At 44.5% G+C, this 20300-nt stretch carries 17 protein-coding genes; 11 read left to right on the forward strand and 6 right to left on the reverse strand.

Annotated elements, in window-relative coordinates; genetic code table 11:
* Positions 1–58 precede the first annotated feature (58 nt).
* From pstC to MTR11_RS11155, 4 genes are all read left to right on the forward strand, one after another.
* Positions 59–991, forward strand: a complete 933-nt coding sequence (gene pstC / locus MTR11_RS11140; RefSeq protein WP_005397881.1) for a phosphate ABC transporter permease subunit PstC — start codon at positions 59–61, stop codon at positions 989–991.
* A 22-nt stretch (positions 992–1013) separates the two neighbouring features.
* Positions 1014–1877, forward strand: a complete 864-nt coding sequence (gene pstA, locus MTR11_RS11145) for a phosphate ABC transporter permease PstA (RefSeq protein WP_005397882.1) — start codon at positions 1014–1016, stop codon at positions 1875–1877.
* 60 nt (positions 1878–1937) lie between these two features.
* Positions 1938–2687: a phosphate ABC transporter ATP-binding protein PstB gene (pstB, locus tag MTR11_RS11150; protein ID WP_005397884.1), complete on the forward strand. Its 750-nt coding sequence runs from the start codon at positions 1938–1940 to the stop codon at positions 2685–2687.
* A 328-nt stretch (positions 2688–3015) separates the two neighbouring features.
* Positions 3016–5139, forward strand: coding sequence for a GGDEF domain-containing protein (locus MTR11_RS11155; protein WP_006741920.1), 2124 nt, complete (start codon positions 3016–3018; stop codon positions 5137–5139).
* Positions 5140–5255: 116 nt separating this feature from the next.
* Here MTR11_RS11155 and MTR11_RS11160 read toward each other — a convergent pair whose 3' ends face one another.
* Genes MTR11_RS11160 through MTR11_RS11185 form a run of 6 tightly spaced genes read right to left on the reverse strand, consistent with a single transcriptional unit; the run spans position 5256 to position 12030 of the window.
* Positions 5256–6902, reverse strand: coding sequence for a BatD family protein (locus MTR11_RS11160; protein WP_243327528.1), 1647 nt, complete (start codon positions 6900–6902; stop codon positions 5256–5258).
* A 4-nt stretch (positions 6903–6906) separates the two neighbouring features.
* Entirely contained in the window at positions 6907–8628 is a 1722-nt protein-coding gene (locus MTR11_RS11165; RefSeq protein WP_243327529.1) for a VWA domain-containing protein, read from the reverse strand.
* Positions 8621–9625: a vWA domain-containing protein gene (locus MTR11_RS11170; RefSeq protein WP_074190417.1), complete on the reverse strand. Its 1005-nt coding sequence runs from the start codon at positions 9623–9625 to the stop codon at positions 8621–8623. The genes MTR11_RS11165 and MTR11_RS11170 overlap by 8 nt, the downstream gene beginning before the upstream one ends.
* The gene (locus MTR11_RS11175; protein ID WP_047008481.1) at positions 9618–10094 is read right to left on the reverse strand and encodes a DUF4381 domain-containing protein; all 477 of its coding nucleotides are present in this window, start codon (positions 10092–10094) and stop codon (positions 9618–9620) included. Before MTR11_RS11175 ends, MTR11_RS11170 begins: the two co-directional genes overlap by 8 nt.
* 38 nt (positions 10095–10132) lie before the next feature.
* Positions 10133–11059 carry a DUF58 domain-containing protein gene (locus MTR11_RS11180; RefSeq protein ID WP_053808320.1) on the reverse strand — a complete coding sequence of 309 codons (927 nt, stop codon included), beginning with the start codon at positions 11057–11059 and terminating at the stop codon, positions 10133–10135.
* Positions 11060–11073: 14 nt separating this feature from the next.
* Complete coding sequence (locus MTR11_RS11185; RefSeq protein WP_005392397.1) at positions 11074–12030, reverse strand: AAA family ATPase; 957 nt, start codon at positions 12028–12030, stop codon at positions 11074–11076.
* 310 nt (positions 12031–12340) lie between these two features.
* On the opposite strand from MTR11_RS11185, the gene MTR11_RS11190 reads away from it, so the two are divergent.
* The 7 genes from MTR11_RS11190 (at position 12341) to MTR11_RS11220 (ending at position 20300) form a co-directional block, all read left to right on the forward strand.
* Positions 12341–14257: a methyl-accepting chemotaxis protein gene (locus MTR11_RS11190; protein WP_243327530.1), complete on the forward strand. Its 1917-nt coding sequence runs from the start codon at positions 12341–12343 to the stop codon at positions 14255–14257.
* A gap of 56 nt (positions 14258–14313) precedes the next feature.
* A complete protein-coding gene (locus tag MTR11_RS11195; protein WP_005392406.1) occupies positions 14314–14514 on the forward strand; it encodes a restriction endonuclease subunit S in 201 nt (66 codons plus the stop codon).
* A gap of 248 nt (positions 14515–14762) precedes the next feature.
* Entirely contained in the window at positions 14763–15431 is a 669-nt protein-coding gene (locus MTR11_RS11200; protein WP_243327531.1) for a LuxR C-terminal-related transcriptional regulator, read from the forward strand.
* A gap of 228 nt (positions 15432–15659) precedes the next feature.
* The gene (locus tag MTR11_RS11205) at positions 15660–16316 is read left to right on the forward strand and encodes a LuxR C-terminal-related transcriptional regulator (RefSeq protein ID WP_080619247.1); all 657 of its coding nucleotides are present in this window, start codon (positions 15660–15662) and stop codon (positions 16314–16316) included.
* Between the two features lie 207 nt (positions 16317–16523).
* Entirely contained in the window at positions 16524–17114 is a 591-nt protein-coding gene (locus MTR11_RS11210) for a calcium-binding protein (protein WP_005392412.1), read from the forward strand.
* A gap of 152 nt (positions 17115–17266) precedes the next feature.
* Positions 17267–18985, forward strand: a complete 1719-nt coding sequence (locus tag MTR11_RS11215; protein WP_243327532.1) for a type I secretion system permease/ATPase — start codon at positions 17267–17269, stop codon at positions 18983–18985.
* A complete protein-coding gene (locus MTR11_RS11220) occupies positions 18960–20300 on the forward strand; it encodes an HlyD family type I secretion periplasmic adaptor subunit (protein ID WP_005392416.1) in 1341 nt (446 codons plus the stop codon). The genes MTR11_RS11215 and MTR11_RS11220 overlap by 26 nt, the downstream gene beginning before the upstream one ends.

Here is a 20300-nt window from a genome sequence, read left to right on the forward strand (position 1 = left end):
AGCCTTTTCTATCCATAGTGTTCACCGGCAAAACGCCCAGAACCGTGAGATTTTTTAAATGACCATCGCAACAAATAGTGAAAAGCTTATGAATACTGACGCTAAAGCTATCAGCAAGCCCGGCCTGCGCGAGAAACGTCGCGTAGACTGGAAAGAGCGTATCTTCCACGGCTTGTTCCTAACCAGTGCCGTTATCGGCATCGTCTCATTAGCCGTTATTGCATACTTCATTGTTCGAGAGAGTATCCCGGCATTCCAAGAAGCTGGTATATCGGGCATCGTTCTTGGACAAAACTGGCTGCCGCCTGCACTTTACGGTGTTGCGACAATGATTGTTGCATCTATTGTATCGACGGCAGGTGCGGTAATCGTTGGTGTACCAATTGGTGTGCTGACGGCTATCTTTATTGCCGAAATCGCACCAAAGCGTCTTGCGGATATTATTCGTCCTGCAGTTGAGCTTTTGGCAGGTATCCCGTCTGTGGTTTATGGCTTCTTTGGTTTGGTCATCATCGTACCGCTGATTCAAAACATCTTTAATGTCCCTGCGGGTAACACGATTTTGGCAGGTATCATCGTGCTTGGTGTGATGATTCTACCGACCGTAATCACGGTATCTGAAACGTCTATTCGAGCTGTGCCTCGCGCATACAAAGAAGGCTCTTTGGCACTTGGCGCTTCGAAAATATACACAATCTTCAAATTGCTCGTTCCAGCGGCTCGTTCAGGCATCATGACGGGTGTGATTTTGGGTATTGGCCGTGCTCTAGGTGAGACAATGGCGATCATCATGGTGATGGGTAATGCACCTGCTATGCCAGAAGGCATCCTAGATTCGGCACGTACGCTAACCGCAAACATCGCGATTGAAATGTCTTACGCAAGTGGTATTCACGCCAACGCTCTTTACGCCACTGGTGTTGTACTTCTGGTCTTCATCATGTCGTTGAACGCTGTACTTCTTTACCTAAACCGAGAAAAAGCGAAGTAATCGCTCGTTAAAGGTGACTATTATGGATCGCGCAAAACTAAAACAAGCTCGCCAGTTCAAAGATAACGTCTTTAACGCTTTGGTTTGGATTTCGGCAGCACTAACGGTAGGTTTTTTGTTCTGGATTATCTGGTACATCCTATCAAATGGTCTACAACACGTAGATTGGAACTTCATTACTGATAACTACACACGTACTGGTGAAGAGCACGGTATCTTCCCGATGATCGTCTCGACCATCTACATGGTTATCGCATCCATCGCGGTAGCGGCGCCACTGGGTATCATGACGGCAATCTACTTAACCGAATACGCGAAAGTCGGTAGCCGATTGGTAAAAATTATCCGATTCTGTACTGAGTCGTTGGCGGGTATCCCGTCGATCATCTTCGGTCTATTCGGTATGACGTTCTTCGTGGCAATTCTTGGTCTGGGCTTCTCGATTCTGTCGGGTGCACTGACTCTAAGTATTCTTATTCTGCCAGTGATCATCCGTACTACGGAAGAAGCACTAATGGCAGTGCCTCAAACGTATCGTGAAGGCTCTTACGGCCTTGGCGCTTCAAAAATTTACACTATCTGGCGTTTGATTCTTCCGAGTGCAATGCCAGGTATCTTAACCTCGGTCATTCTAAGTATTGGTCGTGTCATTGGTGAGTCTGCTCCTGTATTTCTGACAGCAGGCATGGTTGCTCGTATTCCAGATTCTCTGTTGGACTCCGGTCGTACATTAACCGTTCACCTATACAAACTGACTACCGAACTGTTTACCGTTGAAGAATGGAATCAGGCTTACGGTACCGCAACAGTGCTTATCGTGGTTGTTCTTCTGATCAACATGGTAACGAAACTGATTGCTAGACGTTTTAACACCGCAACTTACTAACAACACTAATTAAGAACGCACGTTAAAAGACACGAATTCAAGATTTAAGAGATTAAGAAAATGAACAAATTTGATATTGAAAACCTAGACTTATTCTACGGTGAAAACCAAGCACTGAAATCGATCAACCTACCAATTCCAGTTCGCCAAGTAACGGCACTTATCGGCCCGTCAGGTTGTGGTAAATCAACGCTTCTACGTTGTTTGAACCGCATGAACGACCTAATAGAAGGCGTGAAAATTACGGGTAAATTGGCGATGGACGGCGAAGACATTTACGGCAACATTGATGTCGCGGATCTTCGCATCAAGGTTGGCATGGTGTTCCAGAAGCCAAACCCATTCCCGATGAGCATCTACGAAAACGTGGCTTACGGCCTACGTGCTCAAGGTATCAAAGACAAGAAACACATTGACGAAGTGGTAGAGCGTTCACTACGCGGCGCAGCACTTTGGGACGAAGTGAAAGATCGTCTGAAGTCACACGCATTTGGTCTATCGGGTGGTCAGCAACAGCGTCTTTGTATCGCACGTACGATCGCGATGGAACCGGACGTGATTCTGATGGATGAACCAACTTCGGCACTTGACCCAATTGCGACACATAAAATCGAAGAATTGATGGAAGAGCTGAAGAAGAACTACACCATCGTTATCGTGACTCACTCAATGCAACAGGCGCGTCGTATCTCTGACCGTACTGCGTTCTTCCTAATGGGTGAACTGGTTGAGCATAACGATACTCAAGTGATCTTCAGTAACCCTCAAGATGACCGTACTCAAGGCTACGTAAATGGTGATTTCGGTTAATTCGCCATATTTACAAGCATAACTAAATAACTATAAGCGATGGTAACTTTGCCCCTCTTTTTGAGGGGCCTTTTTCTTTTCAAGCTGCGGATTTATAACACCAACCTATACCAATAATTCTTGCAAGGAAGCACAAATATCCCCCTTTTTTATAGAACATGTAACTTATGTGAAATACGGTTATAAAAGTGCTGAAGAGCTCTCGAATGTGAAACTAAGTCTGATAATTTTGCGAATGACTTAACAGCTCAAATTTGATTGTATTGATTGCATATGATGGCCTAAGTAGTTTTTTATCGAGAATAAAAAAGTAGATTAGGTTGGTAGGGTGAGTTTAAGAAGTTTTACAAGAAAAGTGTCTTCAACGAGGGATCATCGGTTATTAGCGGAGGCGATATTTGATCATTTAGAGAGTTTGTTCTCCCCTCAAGCCTTAGCCATTTTTGAAGATCCTTCAATCAATCCCCGTTATTCTGTGAGTTTCTCTCGCGGGGAGCTTTACCCAATCCAAAGCTATCCTGACAGCTTCTGGGAGTGGGCGAGTCAGTTTGACACTTCTGAAAGCATCATTCCTCTGGCGATCAATACTTGTAACTGGAATCACACCCAAGATTTAGGTGGAGATAGTTACATAATGATGCTCGATAACACGCCTATCAAACGCACCTACCTACTGATTCAGTCTGTTCATGCTCGCACGGCACACAATATCTATGAAGAAAGCTATGATGCAATGCAGCTTGCAGCGGCGCGTTGGCAGTGCATTCGCGCCGAGAAAAATGCGTCGCAAGAGATGAGACACAGAGACATTCGTGAAGCGCAATATGTCGATGAAATTAACCAACGCGAGCGCTTTATCGAGAACATGAAGTTAGTTCAGCAAGTTGCTCTCGAGATCTCCAACCCTGATTCCTTAAAAGATTTGTATTACAAAGCCGTCGAAGCGCTACGTCAACGGTTGGGGTTTGATCGCTCCACACTGATGCTTTTGGACATGAAAAAGCGCAGTTTCAGTGGAACGTACGGCACGGATGAATCAGGCATCACCATTGATGAGTTCCACACGCAATACGATTTACACCAACTGAGCGAAGAATACATCGCTGCGCTGTCAAGCCTTGAGAGCAACCTAGTGATCGTAGAAGATGCGCCGATATACACAGCAGGTAAAGTGGTTGGGCAGGGGTGGAACGCGATGTTGATTCTACGTGATGGCAATGAGCCATTTGGTTGGTTCGCGCTTGATAACTTTATTCATCGCAAGCCGATAACAGCGTATCAAAAACAGATGTTGGACTCGTTTGGCTCCCTTTTCTCACAAATTTACATTCGAAAGCGCCAAGAGCAGAACGTGCGTATGTTGCATTCAAGCATGGTTGAGCTATCACGCTGTACAACCGTCAGTGATGTATGTAAATCGGCCGTCACTTTTGCCATCAAAAATCTTGGTATTGATCGGATGGCGGTGTTTTTGACCGATGAAAACTGCTCATACATGCAAGGTACTTGGGGGACTGACATTCAAGGCAATGTGGTGGATGAGTCTTATTTCTTTGGTGAGACACAAGACTTTTCGTTGATCAATTTAGCTCGCGCCGTACCTAGTGAAGTTGCATTTGAGGAATCCGTTCCTATTTATCATGACTGTAATATTGTCGGCTTTGGCTGGGCTGCGATGACGGTTTTGACTTCGAACAGCAGCGGGCCCATCGCCTTTATTGCTGTTGATAACTTATTGACGCGCGCGCCGCTGACTTCTCAGCTACGTGAAGTGATTCGTATGTTCGCTTCCAGTCTAGCGGAGGTTTTGCAGCGCACTCAAGCGCAAGAGGCGATTCGCGGATTAAACGAAAACCTGGAGTTAGAAGTACAGAACCGAACCAAAGAGTTGGAAGAAGCCAACCGACAGCTTGAGGTGCTTTCTAAACTTGACCCTCTGACACGTCTTGGCAATCGCCGTATGTTAGAACATGTGATGCAGAAATATTGCGCGCTAGAGTGTGAGGAAGCGATGTCCTTTGGTCTTATCCTGATTGATATTGATCACTTTGGCTTGTTTAACAATCACTATGGCCATCTCGAAGGGGATATCGCACTAATGCGCGTGGGTCATATCTTGGATCATCATACCAAAGGTGAAGACGAGGTTTTCTGTCGCATTGGTGGAGAAGAGTTTGTGTTACTAATGATCGGCTCTGATCAAGAGGCGGTAAAGCAGAGAGCGGAACGTATTCGTCAATGCATTGAAGATGAAGGCATCAAACACCAACACAACCCAGAAGGGGAGTTGCTCACTGTGTCAGTCGGTTATTCTTGCTACAAAACGAAAGGCAAAGACTTTAATTTCGACCATCTTTACCAGTTGTCGGATAAGGCTCTCTATCAAGCGAAGAGCCATGGTCGAAATTGCGTAAGGCGATATGAGTACGAGCATCAAGCTTTTGTTGAATAAGTGATGCTCATAACATCAAAGTTACTGAGACAGTTTGGTTGATTTTTAGATAAAACTGTTAAAGTGTGTTTGGTCGCACAAGAAAAATGGCAGCTCTCGTGAGCTGCCATTTTGCTTTATAGTTTTTCTAGCTGGTGGTCGGTTTTCGTTACGTTTGCTTTGCTAAGGTTTTGAATTTTTGCCAGTAGCGAGTCTGGACGCCAAGGTTGTTGATTGGCACTAAAACGCGCTTGGTTCATAGCATCAAGTTCTTGTTTTACGGCTTGCGCATCACCAGGGCTTAACCTGTCTCGGTGAGTGTTTAGATACTCGTTTACTGAGCGTTCAATTTTAGCAGCGTCCCCTTCATTGATGACTTTTTTCAAGGCATCAACGCAAAGAGGTTGCTCGGTATTCGAAACCGTTTTACTCGCCGTCATAGGACGCTTCTTCCATGTCCAAATCGCGACTCCTAACGTCGCCACCCAAAGCCCTGCGAAAACAAAGGTCAGAGTTTGCCAGAGACTGTTCACTCCACTGTTTGGTTCGGGACTGATGGCTGACTCAGGTGGTGTTGGCAGAGACGATTCCGGCAACGTGATAAGCCCGGTGTCACTTTGCTCTATTTCTAATTGTAGCTCTGGTAACGTCGCTTTTTTCGCTTCATCATTTTGGCTGTCCCACCAGTTCAAATGGTATCCCGGCAAGGTATATGACCCAGCCTCAGTGGGGATAATGACTTGCTTCACTGTCATGATAACGGTGCCATCTCTCGCGCTGTCGAATTGAGGCTGTTCTGGGTAGACCCGCAGCGAACTTGGATAATCAATACTTACTCGTGGAAGGTATTCGGCTTGTGTTCCGCGAGCTTTAATTTGAATGGTTCGAGTGAGTGAAGAGCCCTGTTTGACAGTGTTGAGCGCATTAACCGACAGAGGATTACCTTGATCGTCTTGCCAGCTCTGCGTCATTTCTAACGCTGAAGCTGGAAGCCATTCCCCTTCAAATTCGCTTGGAATTGGTTTTACCTCGATAGGCATTTGCTCAGCTTTGGTGTTGATTGGCATGATCTTGGTAGAGCCCGTCAAGCTGTCGCCATAAATGTAAGAGCCTGTCAGTCTAGGACCTATCAAGGTGTAAGTACCCGGCTGATTCGCCGTTAAGCGAAACGACTGTTCAATGACCGCTACTTCTAATCCATTTAAGATCTTTTGTCCCTGCTGTAAGCCACCAATCGCTTCAAGCTTCATGCCTTCAATCTGTGGAGGCACAATTTGTGGGTTATCAAGACGGCGGGTATCTGCTTTGATCAAAAGCTGCATACGTAATGTTGCAGATTGTTGAGGGTACAGCGTGCTGTTGTCGACACTGATATTAAAGCTAAATAGGTCATCGAGATTGGGTTCAGCTTGGCTTGCGGTGACACGAAGCTTTATTGGCTCCGTTCTCATACCATCTGCGGAAAAGCTCGGAATAGTCAGAACACCTTCTTTCATCGGCGCAATCGAGATACTCCACTCAGTACGTACAGATTTTCTTCCGTTAATGTTATTGCTGGAGCGCCCATAACGAGGTTGACCCAAGAAAAAGTCGTTCTCAAGTACATTAAAGTCAATTGCATCTGAGCTGAGCTCAGTATCTGCCATGATTCTGAGGTTGATCACTTCATTCTTAGCAACTTGTGTTTTATTGACGCTTGCTTGAAGCGTCTGTGCCATCACCGAGAAGCTGGATAATAGGCTGGCCACAAGAATAAAGATCAGTTGTACGCCTTTGTTCATCACGGGCTTACCACTCCTTTTGAGATTGTTGTGGAGGTTGTTTTTGTTGAGCTTGAAGCTGCATTTGTGCACGAATCAAAAAGCTTGGATCGCGAGCGCTTTCGACTGTTTCTAGACGACGGAATTCAGGATCATTCCGATGCGTGTTTTTTGGCTGCACTTGAGCCTGCATTGGTTCACCTTGTTCCTGAGCCTGCTTTTCACCTCGTTTTGGTCGATGTTGCTCTGTTTTTTGCTTTTCTGTTTTATTTTCAGATTCTTGCTGATTTTGTGACTGTTGTCCTTGCTCTTCCTTCTCACCGTTTTGAGACTGTTGTCCTTGCTCTTCCTTCTCACCGTTTTGAGACTGTTGTTGCTGTTGCTGTTGCTGTTGCTGTTGCTGTTGCTGTTGCTGTTTCAGCTTCTGTTCCACAACCGACAAGTTTTTCTTTGCAGCTTCAAAGTTGGGCTTTTCTTCAAGCAGTTTTTTATAAAGCTCTGCTGCTTCTTCTAATTGACCATTTTGCGCCAGAGAGTTGGCAAGGTTATAGCGGCCGTTAGGAGAGGCGTCATGAGAAAATGCTTCAATAGCGGCTTCGTAGTCACCTTTTTGGTAACTGGCGGCTCCTTTCCAGCTTGGGTTTGTAAATAGGTTTTGAGCTTGTTCATACTCACCTTGCTTGTAGAGTTCCGCTCCTCGTTGATCGGCATTTAAGAACGGATTTGCTTCGGCGTGTTGTGTCCAAGTCATCGGTATTGCTGTTGCCACAAGCATCCAAATCAGGCCGCGTCGAAACAGTAAAGCTGCAGGCAGAAGTAACAGCGGCAGCAACCAAAAGCCACCGTTTAAGCGAGAGTCAGTGCTCACTTCTTCACTCTTCTTGGCCGAAAGTTGACTGCCAACGTTGCTCGTAAAGGCCGAAATTCTCTCAACATCGCGATTGGTGTGCTGAATAGGAACAAAAATTCCACCTGTTTTCTTTGCTAGTATTTGTAAATTCTTCAGATTTGTTTTCGCTACGACAGTTGTGCCTTGTGCAGTCTTTAAAAGAGAACCATCGGGTAGGGCAATGGGAGCACCATTAGCGGTTCCTACTGCAAGAACAGAGATCCGAATGTTTTTACCTTCGACTAAATTCAACGCGCGAGACAGTTCTGACTCATCAAGGTCATCAGCTAACACGATGATGTCGCCTTGTTGCACACCTGCTTGAGAGAACTGGTTGAGCGCTAATTCAATTGCGGAAGGCAGGTTTGCCCCTTGAAAAGGCATTAGCTCTGGTGACAAATTCTCGATAATGCCGGCAAGCGTACTGGAATCAGTCGTCAGTGGACTTAAGTTATAGGCATCGCCAGCGTAAGCAATAAGACCCGTAGCCCCTTCTTTCCATTTAGGAAGTAAGTCCAGCGCCTTATAACGTGTTTGCGCGAGTCGATTAGGCTTGATGTCCGTAGCGAACATCGAGCGAGACATATCAAGTACTAAAATGCGGTTTTGGTTTAATTCAAAGCTTGGGCGAGCGTTGGATTGCCAGCTTGGTCCCGCTAGCGCAATACAGGCAATGGCCCAAGCTACGCCCCAGAGAATAAAATAGTGTTTGGACTGCGTGTTTTGTCCGAGCACTTTAGCTAGGTGAGGGGCAATCAGTGTCGATTTTTTTGCTCTAAATTTGTGATTGAGCAAGAGCGCAATAGGGATTGCGATGAGCCCCAAAAGCCAAGAAGGGTTAAGGAAAATAAACTCAGCCATGTTTTCTCCTCAGTAGGAATAACAATACCGACAGTACGAATGCAGCGCTTAATGGGTATGGGAACCATTCTGACTGCGGACGCCAAGTTTGCGTGTCGCTTGACACGGGCTCGAGCTGGTTGATCGTGTCGTAGATCTTTTCGAGCTGATCAGTATCTCGTGCTCGAAAATATTGTCCACCAGTCATCTCTGCCACTTTAGTTAGTGTTTGCTCATCCAAGTCGGCTGCGGTGTTAACCTTGCGAGTCATGAAAAACTCTTTCACCATCATTTCACCAGCACCTACGCCTACGGTGTAAATGGTCGCTTTGTATTTTTTTGCGATTTCCGCTGCTTCGAGCGGTTCGAGCACACCGGCAGTGTTGCTGCCGTCACTAAGCAAAATCATGACTCGTTGCGGAGCATCACTGTCTACAAAAGTTTTCGTGCCTAGGCCAATGCCATCACCAATGGCGGTTCGTTGACCAACCAAGCCGATGACGGTTTGATTAATCTGCTGCATGACGGTTTTACGGTCTGCAGTGAGTGGCGTCTGCAAATACGCGTGATCGCCAAACAAAACAACCCCGAGACGGTCACCTTTTCTTTTTGCCACGAAATCCGATAGAACTTTTTTGACAGCGGTGAGGCGGTCGATGTATTCGCCGTTGAGCTCCATGTCTTCTTGCTGCATCGAGCCAGATAGGTCGACGACCAACATCAAGTCCCGATATTTGGGTTGGAACTCAACTGGATCACCAAACCAAACTGGACGCGCACAAGCAATGATAAGAAGAACCCAGATCGCCATTGATAGTGATTTTTGCAGGGCTTGCCTAGGCTTGCTGCCATTCTCATTAGTTGGTAAGTACGCCAATTTGATCTCGGCTTGTTGAGATTCTTGTGGCAGGAGCTTGTATACCAGCCAGGGGACAGGCAGCAAAAATAGTGCCCACCACCAGACAAATTCAATGTTTAGCCATTGGGCAAGATCGGTTATGAGTGTTTGCTCAGTCACGGTTATTTGCCTTTTTCTTTGGTGGCAAAGCGTGAGTTATCCAAAAGACACAATCATCGACCAAGCTTTGATGATTTTCTTGAGAGGATTTCTGATACAGCGCTTCTTGCCACTGATGTTGTTTGTCTACGAATCGAGTTTCTTTTGTATGGCTATCGAGAAACTCATACCAAGCGATTCCAGTTAATGGCGCGATTTCTTCACGCGGAAAGTAACTCAATGCCGCCTGACGCAATATTTCCAGAGCAGAGGAGGGGGTATGAGGTGTGACAGATTGAGTTAAAAGTTTTAAGGCTGCCTTTTGCGCGCGTAGGCGTTTTTTACGCCATTTCGTATAAAGATAAATGCTGAAAACGAAAAGCACGGTGGCCGCAAGCACTGCCCACCATCCCCAAGCGAGCGGAAACCAATCCGGAGCGTTTGGTAAAATCAGAGGTTCAAGGTCTAGGCTTTGGTTGTTTGTTGTCATTATTATTACTGCTTAATAAATGCTGCTTGTACAGTTTGTTAGCTTAATTGTGAAATCAAGGGCCAACCACTTGATAGCGTGTTAAATGGAATCGCCATCGAATGGCATTGCTGTTTAATGGTTTCTTGGTGTTGAGTAAAGTGTGTTTCGAGTTCCTTTCTTTGGCCCTTGGAGCCAAAGTTGAACCATTGACTACGTTGTCCATCCGAGGCTTTTACTTGACCTCTAAAGTTTGTTTCACCTCTTTCTAAAGGATCATAAAACTGAATAGCCCTCACACTGTTGTGCTGTTTTAGTCGACGTAACTGCGTCAACTCTGCTGCGCTTATGTGGGCAAAGTCGCTGAGCATAATCAGTTCGCTGCCCTTAGGTGTCAGTGTATGAAGTGTTTCTAACACCTGAGTATACGGCAGTGTACGAGCCTCGTTGTTGGCAGTACGAGCCACCTGCGCGTTATGTGTATCGACGATAGCATTAAGAATCCGCAGCCCCTGTTTTTGTAGAGAGGAAGGGCGAAACTCAAAACATTGATGTCCATCGTCAATCACCGCACCGATGCGATCCTTTTTAGCCAAAGTGAGCCAAATCAACACGCTGGCAAAGTGAGCCAATTGAACCGACTTCAGCATATACTTAGACCCAAAATGCAGGCTAGAACTCAGGTCAAGGTAAAGAATCACAGCTTGCTCTTTGTCTTCTGCAAATAACTTTGTGTGCGCTTTCCCTGTACGAGCAGTTACCCGCCAATCAATACTGCGGATATCATCGCCAGGTTGGTATTGGCGTACTTCCATAAAATCCATGCCTCGCCCTTTTTGGCGGCTGGTATGGTTACCGCTCATTTGCGACCAGATACTTTGTGCTGGTGGCAACCAACGTACAGATTGAGTGCGGTATTGCAGCAGCTCTTCAAGGGTTAATGTCACCCCATTCGCATGAGGTGGCAGTGGATGCGTTGTGGACATATCACTCATCCGTCTTATGCACTGCCAACGAGGTTTAGCAGCTTATCAATGACTTGGTTTGCCGTAATGCCTTCCGCTTGAGCGTGGTAACTCAGTAATAAACGGTGGCGCAAAACCGGATAAGCCATGGTTTGAACATCTTCTGGGGACACAAAATCACGACCTGCAAGCCAAGCGTGCGCGCGGGCACAACGATCCAGAGCTATGGTGGCACGCGGACTAACGCCCATTGACAACCACTTATCCAGCTCAGTGTCATATTCGCTGGCTCGACGTGTTGCCATAACTAAACGGACGATGTACTGCTCTATCGTTTCGGCCATATGAATATCCAACACTTCTTTACGCGCAGTGAATATATCTTGTTGGCTTAACATTGGGCGCTCGACGGTAGTTTCGCCTTTTGCTTCACCGCGGTTAATACGCAAGATAGATAGCTCATGTTCCGCATCTGGGTATTCCACTTCTAAATGTAATAAAAAGCGATCTAGCTGTGCTTCAGGTAGTGGATAAGTCCCTTCTTGTTCAATCGGGTTTTGAGTCGCCATGACCAAAAACAACTCTGGCAGTGGGTAGGTATGACGACCTGCTGTGACTTGTTTTTCTGCCATTGCTTCAAGCATCGCCGCTTGTACTTTGGCCGGTGCACGGTTTATCTCATCCGCAAGGATAAGAGAATTGAAGATAGGGCCAGATTGGAAAGTGAACTCTCCGGTTTCGGGCCGGAAGATATCGGTGCCGGTTAAATCGGCTGGCAGCAAGTCAGGGGTAAACTGAATTCTGTGGAAGTCGCCTTCAACACAATCTGAGAGTGATTTTACTGCACGGGTTTTTGCCAGCCCAGGAGGGCCCTCAACCAAAATATGTCCATCGGCCAAAAGGGCAACAAGCAGTTGTTTGACTAGATCTTGCTGACCAATGATCTGCGACTCTAGGTATTGCTGAAGAGTTTCGAAGTTAGATTTATGCATGCTTTGGACTCTCGATATCCATTTGATTTTTGTGTTGAGTATTGGTCATTTTCCAGATGGAAAAAGTTCCAATGCGCTTTCGCAATTTATCTTTTCAATATTGGGACTCTGCAGAGAATTGCAAGTACTTGCTATCACTGAAAGTTCTTATCTGACAGAGTGTTACATTTATTTTTCATAATATAGTGAGAAATGCCTCTAGTTTTGTATATGTGAGCCGATAAAGTTTCTGTGATGTGCGTGTCATGAGATATGCACCAGATTCCCCTTATGGGGCCAATAACAAGTGATTCTTTTAAAAGGTCCGAATATGTTGAAACTTCATTCCTTGAGCATCAAACAGAAGGTTGTACTTGGTATTACGTTTGCTGTTTTAGCATCAACAATTATCGTTGGTGTTATGGCTCAGCGTCATGCAAGAGATGTGTTGAGCCACCGTCTTATTGATATCGAACTACCTGCGATGCTGCAGCAAATCAATACAGAAATTGACCGCGAAGTTGTAGAGATGCAACAAGCCGCAAAACAGCTCGCAACAAACGAGTTTATTGTCGAAGCTCTATCTAATACAGACCGCGATCCGTCGGTAGAAGTTCAGTTAGTTCAGCAGCTCAATAACGTTAAATCCCAGTACGGACTTAATGATGCGTCGGTAGCCAATCGTCAAACGGCATATTACTGGAATCAAAACGGGTTCTTGCGTCAGCTTAATCGAACTCAAGATGCTTGGTTCTTTGGCTTTACGTCTTCTGGTCAAGAAACGTCAGTGAGCGTTTTCCAAGAGGCAAACGGCGAAGTAAAAATGTTTGCCAACTACCAAGACTTAAATGGTACATCAATGTCAGGTCTTTCAAAGTCGATGGACGACATGGTTGCGCTGCTCAATGGGTTTAAAATTGAAGATACGGGTTATGTGTTCCTCACTAACGAACAGGGTGAGATTCAAATACATCGTCAACAAGGTAAAAACCAAACTTCTATCACTAAGCTATTTGGTAGTGATGCGAGTGCACTGCTGAATAAAAACAGCTTCAATTTGATTAATGTGGACTTTGAAGGGCAGGACTCGTTTGTTTCCAGTTTGTATGTTCCTTCAATGAACTGGTTTGTCATTGGTGTAGTTCCTGTCGATGAAGTCTTCGCTGACCTAAATGCTACTGCGCAAAAAATGCTGTTTACGACCATCATTGTCGCCGTTGTATTCATTCTGATGGGCGTATGGTTGGCAAATAGTATTACTAAACCAATTAGACTGATTGCTGATCGTTTTACCGATCTTGGGCAAGGTGAAGGCGACTTGGCGCAGCGCATTGAAATTCAGGGTAATGATGAAATTGCTCAGCTTTCAAAAGGCTTCAACGGATTTATTGAGAAGATCCACGCCACAATGAAAGAAGTTGCTTTAACCAGTGGCTCATTAAGTCAAGCGGCAGAAAGTGTTTCGACGAAAGCAACATCCACACATGACAACAGCCAAGAGCAACGTGATCAAACCATTCAAGTTGTTGCGGCGATTAACCAGATGGGTGCGACCATCAGCGAAATTGCATCGAACGCGGCTACTGCTGCCGATACGGCAAATCAGGCTTCTGACAATACTCAAACGGGTCGTGAAGTGGTTATGAAAGCCAAAGAGGTGATTAGCCGCCTAGCTGATGACGTAGAAACGACCAATATTGTCGTCACGCAGCTGGCATCGACAACTAAAGATATTGGCTCGATTCTGGGCGTAATTCGTGACATATCAGAACAAACCAACTTGCTTGCGTTGAACGCCGCGATTGAGGCTGCACGTGCTGGAGAGCAAGGTCGTGGTTTTGCGGTGGTTGCTGACGAGGTCAGAAACCTAGCGTCACGCACAGCTGACTCAACAGAAGAGATCCAACGGATGATCAACCAACTTCAAAGTGACGCACAAGACGCAGTAAGTGCGATGGAAGCGGGTAAAGCGGTCACTATTGAAGGGGTCGCTTCAACCGATGAAGCCGTGGAAGTGTTAGTCAATATTTCTGAGCGAATTACAGACATCTCTGATCGTAATACGCAAGTTGCGACGGCGACGGAAGAGCAATCCACAGTGGTGCATACCATTAACCAAAACATTGAAGAAATCAACGCGATCAATGAAATGACAACGGCAACGGCAGAAGAGCTGGCGGATGCAAGTCGTGATCTTCAAGCGCTCTCTTCACGTCTGGACAAGATGGTTGGTAGCTTCAAGCTATAGAGTTGGATAGAATAGCCGAAGTTTAAAAGTTCACTAACTAAATTTAGGTAAGTACTATGAATGACTTCGAAAAAGAACTAGAGCAGATTTCTCAGGAAGCAGCTCAGGAGCCAGAAGTAAAACTGCCGTCGCTAGAAGAGCAAAAAGCGATCGTCGCTGAGCTAAAAAAGCTGGAAGCAGAAGGTAAGTTGACGCCAGAAGTGTTAGAGCAACACTTTGGTAAATTTAACCAAAAAAACTCTGTTCCAGTTCACTAAGCTAGGGTGAGGTTTCGGCTCTAACGGGCGCGACAAAATCACCAACTCAAATACAAAAAAGGGAGTGTATGCTCCCTTTTTTAATGCCTGAAAAATGCTAATACCTCTTACATACTTGCCACTTAAAAATTATTGACACTTCAATGAGTTATTAATTAGTACTAGTTATTTTCATACTTGACAATACTACTGCTCTATCTAAATCTATTGCGTATTTCAATAAAAGCGACCAAGGGAATGCGATCAGGATGGAGCAACAAAAAACAAGAAATGTCATTTTAATCACGGAGGGCAGTCTGCAGTCATCTCTGCTGAAAGATGTATTGGAGACCAAACTCGGTATTAGTGTTGCTCTAATCACACCAGACTCTCTTATTCACGGAGCGTTAGATTCGCCTTTAGCGTCAGCCATTATTGTTGATTGCAGCGTGATCACTGATGAAATATTTCGGCGTTATTCGGAATTTAAAGAGTCGCAACAGAAAGATACGCTCGAAATCTTAATTAATTGTGATCAATCCACTTCGACTGAAGATCTTTTTGCTTGGCGTACTCTAGCAGGTATTTTTTATACCTCTGATGATATAAAAACGCTGCAAGTTGGGATTGGTAAGGTACTTCAGGGGGATATGTGGTTCAGCCGTAAGTTTTCTCAGCAATACATTACTCACCTTCGTCGCCACTGCAAACCGATAAATAAGAATGTTCCCGCTATTTTGACCAAACGAGAGCAACAAATAATTACCTTTCTCTCTATGGGGGCTTCCAATCAACAAATTGCTGAACAACTATTTGTGAGCGAGAATACGGTAAAGACTCATTTACACAATATTTTCAAGAAGATTGAAGTAAAAAATAGAGTCCAAGCACTTATTTGGGCGAAAGAAAATATTTCGGATAACTCGTTAACAGTGTAATCTCCTTGAAATACTACGTTATTTAATTTAGTGAATTCTTAATCATTACTGTGACCTAAATGTGTTAAAAGTGTTTCTTTTATGAGAAACACTTTTTTTGATTCTCTTTTTAATAACTTTGGAATTTAAAAAAGTAGCAAATAACTTTACTCTGTGGACTAGCACTTACATATCACACTAAGTGCGGACGATTAACGACGAATTTAAGAATGTTAAGTCACTGAAAGTATGAGAAACATTATGGAACAGTATATGGAAAAGCCTGAAGTCCTAATGCTCACTCAACAAAGTTTACAGAGTGAAAACTTTAAGGAAATGCTTTCTAAAAATATAGAAACTAAAATAACGATCATAGATACTAAAAACCCTAGTTATCACGAACTCATTCCGGAACGCTACTTTTTGCTTGTTGATTTTTCAGTTGAGATTCCATCCGAAACTTTAGTTTATTTAAAAGATAGTAATAAAGTGCTAGGAACCATAATGCTTAATTTAGGTTATGACTTAGACACAGAAGAACTCGCCTCATGGCCGCATGTAAAGGGTATATTCGGTCCGGGAGACTCCATGGACAAGGTGTGTCAGGGGTTAAAAGCAATAATAAAAGGAGATAATTGGCTGTCTCGAAGATTACTGGATCAGCTGGTTAATTATTATCGAGGAAAAGAAGCGAATAGCATTATTGAGCCTGCTATCGAGGTAGAGCTTACTCGGCGTGAAATTCAAGTTTTAAAAATGTTGAAAGAAGGAGGCTCAAATATGGAAATTGCTGATTCTTTATTTATCAGTGAGCATACTATTAAATCACATCTATACAATATTTTTAGAAAGTTAGAAGTAAAGAACCGTACGCAAGCAACAAGTTGGGCTAGGCGAAATCTGTAGTACTAGTATTAACTTACTGTAATAAAAAGAAAATACTCTATAAAGTACTAAGTTTTATATTTATTATTAAAATGTCAGTCTGAAATATCATCCCATATTCAAACTTATTCCTATTCGGTTGACTATTAGACTTCTCATGTCTGTTACAAATCTACTCAGACATAGAATAAAAGGTCTATTCAATTATTAAGACAAGAGGGAATAAAAATGAGCACAAGTGACAATGACACGTATCTAGGCGATGCAGGTGTAAATAACCAATTTGCTGATTTCGATGGCGGCGATGACTTGTTTATTGGTTTTGGTGGTAATGATTCGTTTGTTGGCGGTGGCGGTAACGATTATGTGATCGGCGGCGACGGTGATGATCGCCTAACTGGTGGTGCTGGTGATGACATCCTAAGGGCTGGTACAGGAAACGATTACCTCGGCGGTGGTACAGGTAATGATTTGCTTTTGGGTTTGTTGGGTGACAACAAACTAAATGGCGGCGTCGGTGAAGATATCCTTGTAGCTGGTTCTGGTGATAATGTTCTAGTTGGCGGCAGCAATGGCGATAAGTTTGTGTTCACGGATAAGTTTGGTGGCCATGGCGAAGCAAAAGTTGTGGATTTCACCATTGGTGAAGATTCTTTGCACATTATTAGCGACTCGGTCACAGACTTCGGTGATTTAAGCTTTAGCTATGATGCTGTAGGTAATGCCGTGTTTACCGATGGTGCTGATCTAACCGTGAAACTCATTGGCGTTACCGAAACTGACATCAATACTTACGGTGCGGATTTATTTGCAATCTAAATGACTTAAATCACTCAGAATGGGATTAGTTTGTGTGGCTCTGTCACGCTGAGGTGAACTAACTCGGTCATTCTAGAGTGTATTTGAGGCTGTCTTAAGTTAGGTGCTAGCTTTTGCTGGCGCCTATATTTTCAATTTAAACGGAAATAGTCGTGCAAAAAACGGTTTTCAAAGAAGTGAGACAAAAACTATGCACGCTTGCGGGCTTGCTAATCGCTTTTAGCCTTTTTATCAACATACTAGTCCTCTCGATTCCCTTGTACATGCTTCAAGTGTACAACCGAGTGATATCCTCCTATTCAACCGATACTCTACTTTTACTCACTATTATCGTGATTGTCGCGTTACTAACCATGTCGATTATTGATATCGCTCGCGCGCAAATGAGTAAATCATTTGGTTATTGGATGGACACCAAACTGTCCACTTTTATGCTTAAGCGCAGCATTCAATACCAATCGCACACAGGGAAGAGTTACACCTCGCAAACGCTGCGAGACATTCAGAACATCAAAAGCTTTTTGAGCAGCCAAGCACCCTATCCACTATTGGATGCGCCTTGGACACCGCTGTTTATTTTGTTCGTATATTTATTGCACCCAGTATTGGGTCACATCGCGTTACTCGGGTCTATCGTATTGTTTAGTCTCGGGCTACTCAATGAGCTAATGACGCGTAAAACCATGCAAGAGAGTGAAGTTAGGGCGATCTCTCATATCAACAACGCCGAGTTAGCCACGCAAAATGCCAATTCAATTCTTGCGATGGGGATGATGAACGCGTTTTTAGAGAAATGGCAGTCGCGCGTGAATGAAGTCAATATGCTCGAAGAGCGAGTGGCAGGTAAGTCCATTTACATGGCTAACTTTTCTAAGTTTGTACGTGGTTCACTACAGATCTTCTTGTTGGGAGGCGGAGCATGGTTAGTGATCCAACATGAGATTACTGCGGGAGCTATGATCGCGAGTTCCATTTTAATGAGTCGGGCACTCTCGCCGATGGAGCAGGCGATTGGAACATGGCGAAGTGCTATGTCTGCTAAAGGCGCGTATAAACGACTAAAAGAAATCGACGCAATCGTGCGCCAAGATGAATCGAATATGCCACTGCCAAAGCCAAAAGGACACTATGAACTTACTGGACTTGCTTATCGCCATCCTGGCACAGCAGAGCCTGTACTCTCATCGATCAACTTATCTATTCCTCCCGGAGTCGCTGTCGGAGTTATTGGCCCTTCTGGTACTGGTAAATCGACGTTTGCTCGGTTGTTATTAGGTACGATCAAGCCATTAGCAGGTAAGGTTACGCTTGATGGTATGGAAGTGTCTACTTGGGCATCGGAAGACCGCGGCGCCCATTTTGGCTATCTCGCTCAAGAAGTAGAGTTGTTTCCTGGCACAATTCGAGAGAACATCGCGCGCTTCAAAGAAGAAGACCCCGCTAAAGTCATCAAGGCGGCGCAACTAGCAGGATGTCATGAATTAATACTCAAGAAAAACAAAGGCTATGATTTCGTTATTGGCGAAAATGGCCGTGGTTTATCTGGAGGAGAAAGGCAGAGAATCGCACTTGCAAGAGCCGTTTATGGCGATCCATCTATTGTGATTTTCGATGAAGCTAATGCCAACCTTGATGGTGAAGGAGAGGCTGCATATCAACGTTTGATTGCCCATTTAAAGGCGCAAGGCTCAACGATTATCGTCATTGCCCATAATCCGAGTACATTACGACAAATGGATAGATTGTTGTATTTGGCTGAAGGTCGAGTCAAATTATACGGTGCTAAAGATGAAGTATTAAAACGCTTGATGGGCGAAGAAAGAACAGATATTCCAAGGGTAAGAAATGAGCAATCAACTGCCAGCCGTTAATCAGCATCCGTCTGAAACCGTTTATCGTTTTAGTCCGCAAGCGAAACTAAGCTTTCGAAAGCCAATTTTACTTGGTGTGGTGACGCTAAGTATTTTTCTTGGTGGCCTAGGCTACTGGGCTGCGACAGCGAAATTAGAGAGTGCTGCAATTGCTTATGGCGATTTGTCTGTTCTCACTAAGCGACAAGAAATTCAACATCTAGAAGGCGGCATTATTGAAAAGCTGTACGTGCAGGAGGGGGACTTAGTTGAAAAAGGTCAATTATTAATTCAACTCTCTAAGCGGCAAGCTATGGCGAAGTTGGATTCATTAAGTGGTCAGTTTATTCATACTCTAGCGAAGGAAAACCGTCTAAGTGCTGAGCTAGATGAATTGCCAACGATCGTATGGTCTGATGATCTTGAAAGTATTCCTCGCGTCGATATCGTCCAAGAAGCTCAACTGGTTCAAAACAAGATCTTTGAAGCGAGAAAGCGATTCTTTGATAGTAAGCTGAGCATCATTGAGCAGAGTATTTCTGGGGCAAATTTGGAGCTGGAAAACCTCCAGCAAACCAAAGTAATTGAGAGAGAAAGACTCAATTTTATCGCCGAAGAAATAGACAGTAACCAAGCTCTAGTTCAAAAAGGCTTTTCGGGTAAATCCACCTTACTTCAACTCAAACGTCTTGCGGCGGAAGTGCGGAGTACCTTAAGTCAGTTAGACAGACAATCACTCACAGTAAGCAAAAGGTTGGATGAAAACCAAGCGCAAATTGAAGAGTTGAAGCTTGAAAGACTGAATGAGATTGTCGAGGAGCTACGAAACACCAAAAAGGAAATCGTCGCCATCCGTGAAGAGTATCGCTCAGCCCAAGATATTGTCGCGAGAACAACCATCAATGCACCTATTGCAGGCCGTGTGGTCAACATGCAGGTGTTTACCGAAAAAGGTGTGATTGGTTCGGGTGAAACGTTATTAGAGTTGGTTCCTCAAGACGATAAGTTGTTAGTCGAGGCTCGCGTGAATCCTCAGGATATCGATTTAGTTAACCCGGGTCAGCAGGCGCATGTTCGTCTGACCGCTCTGAATGCTAGAACGTTGGCACCATTAGACGGCACGGTGTTAACGATTTCTGCGGATAAGCTTTCACAAGAAAACCAAGAGGATTTTTACCTCGCTAGAATTGCAATTTCGCAAGAAGATGTAGCCAAACACCGCTTAACTTCAGGAATGAACGCGGAAGTGCTTATTTTATCTGAACCGCGAACGCCTTTAAGTTATTTAATAAAGCCAATCACTGAAAGCATGAATCGCGCTTTTAGAGAGGAGTAA

The sequence above is a fragment of the Vibrio sp. CCB-PB317 genome (assembly GCF_022808245.1).
Lineage (GTDB): Bacteria > Pseudomonadota > Gammaproteobacteria > Enterobacterales > Vibrionaceae > Vibrio > Vibrio diabolicus.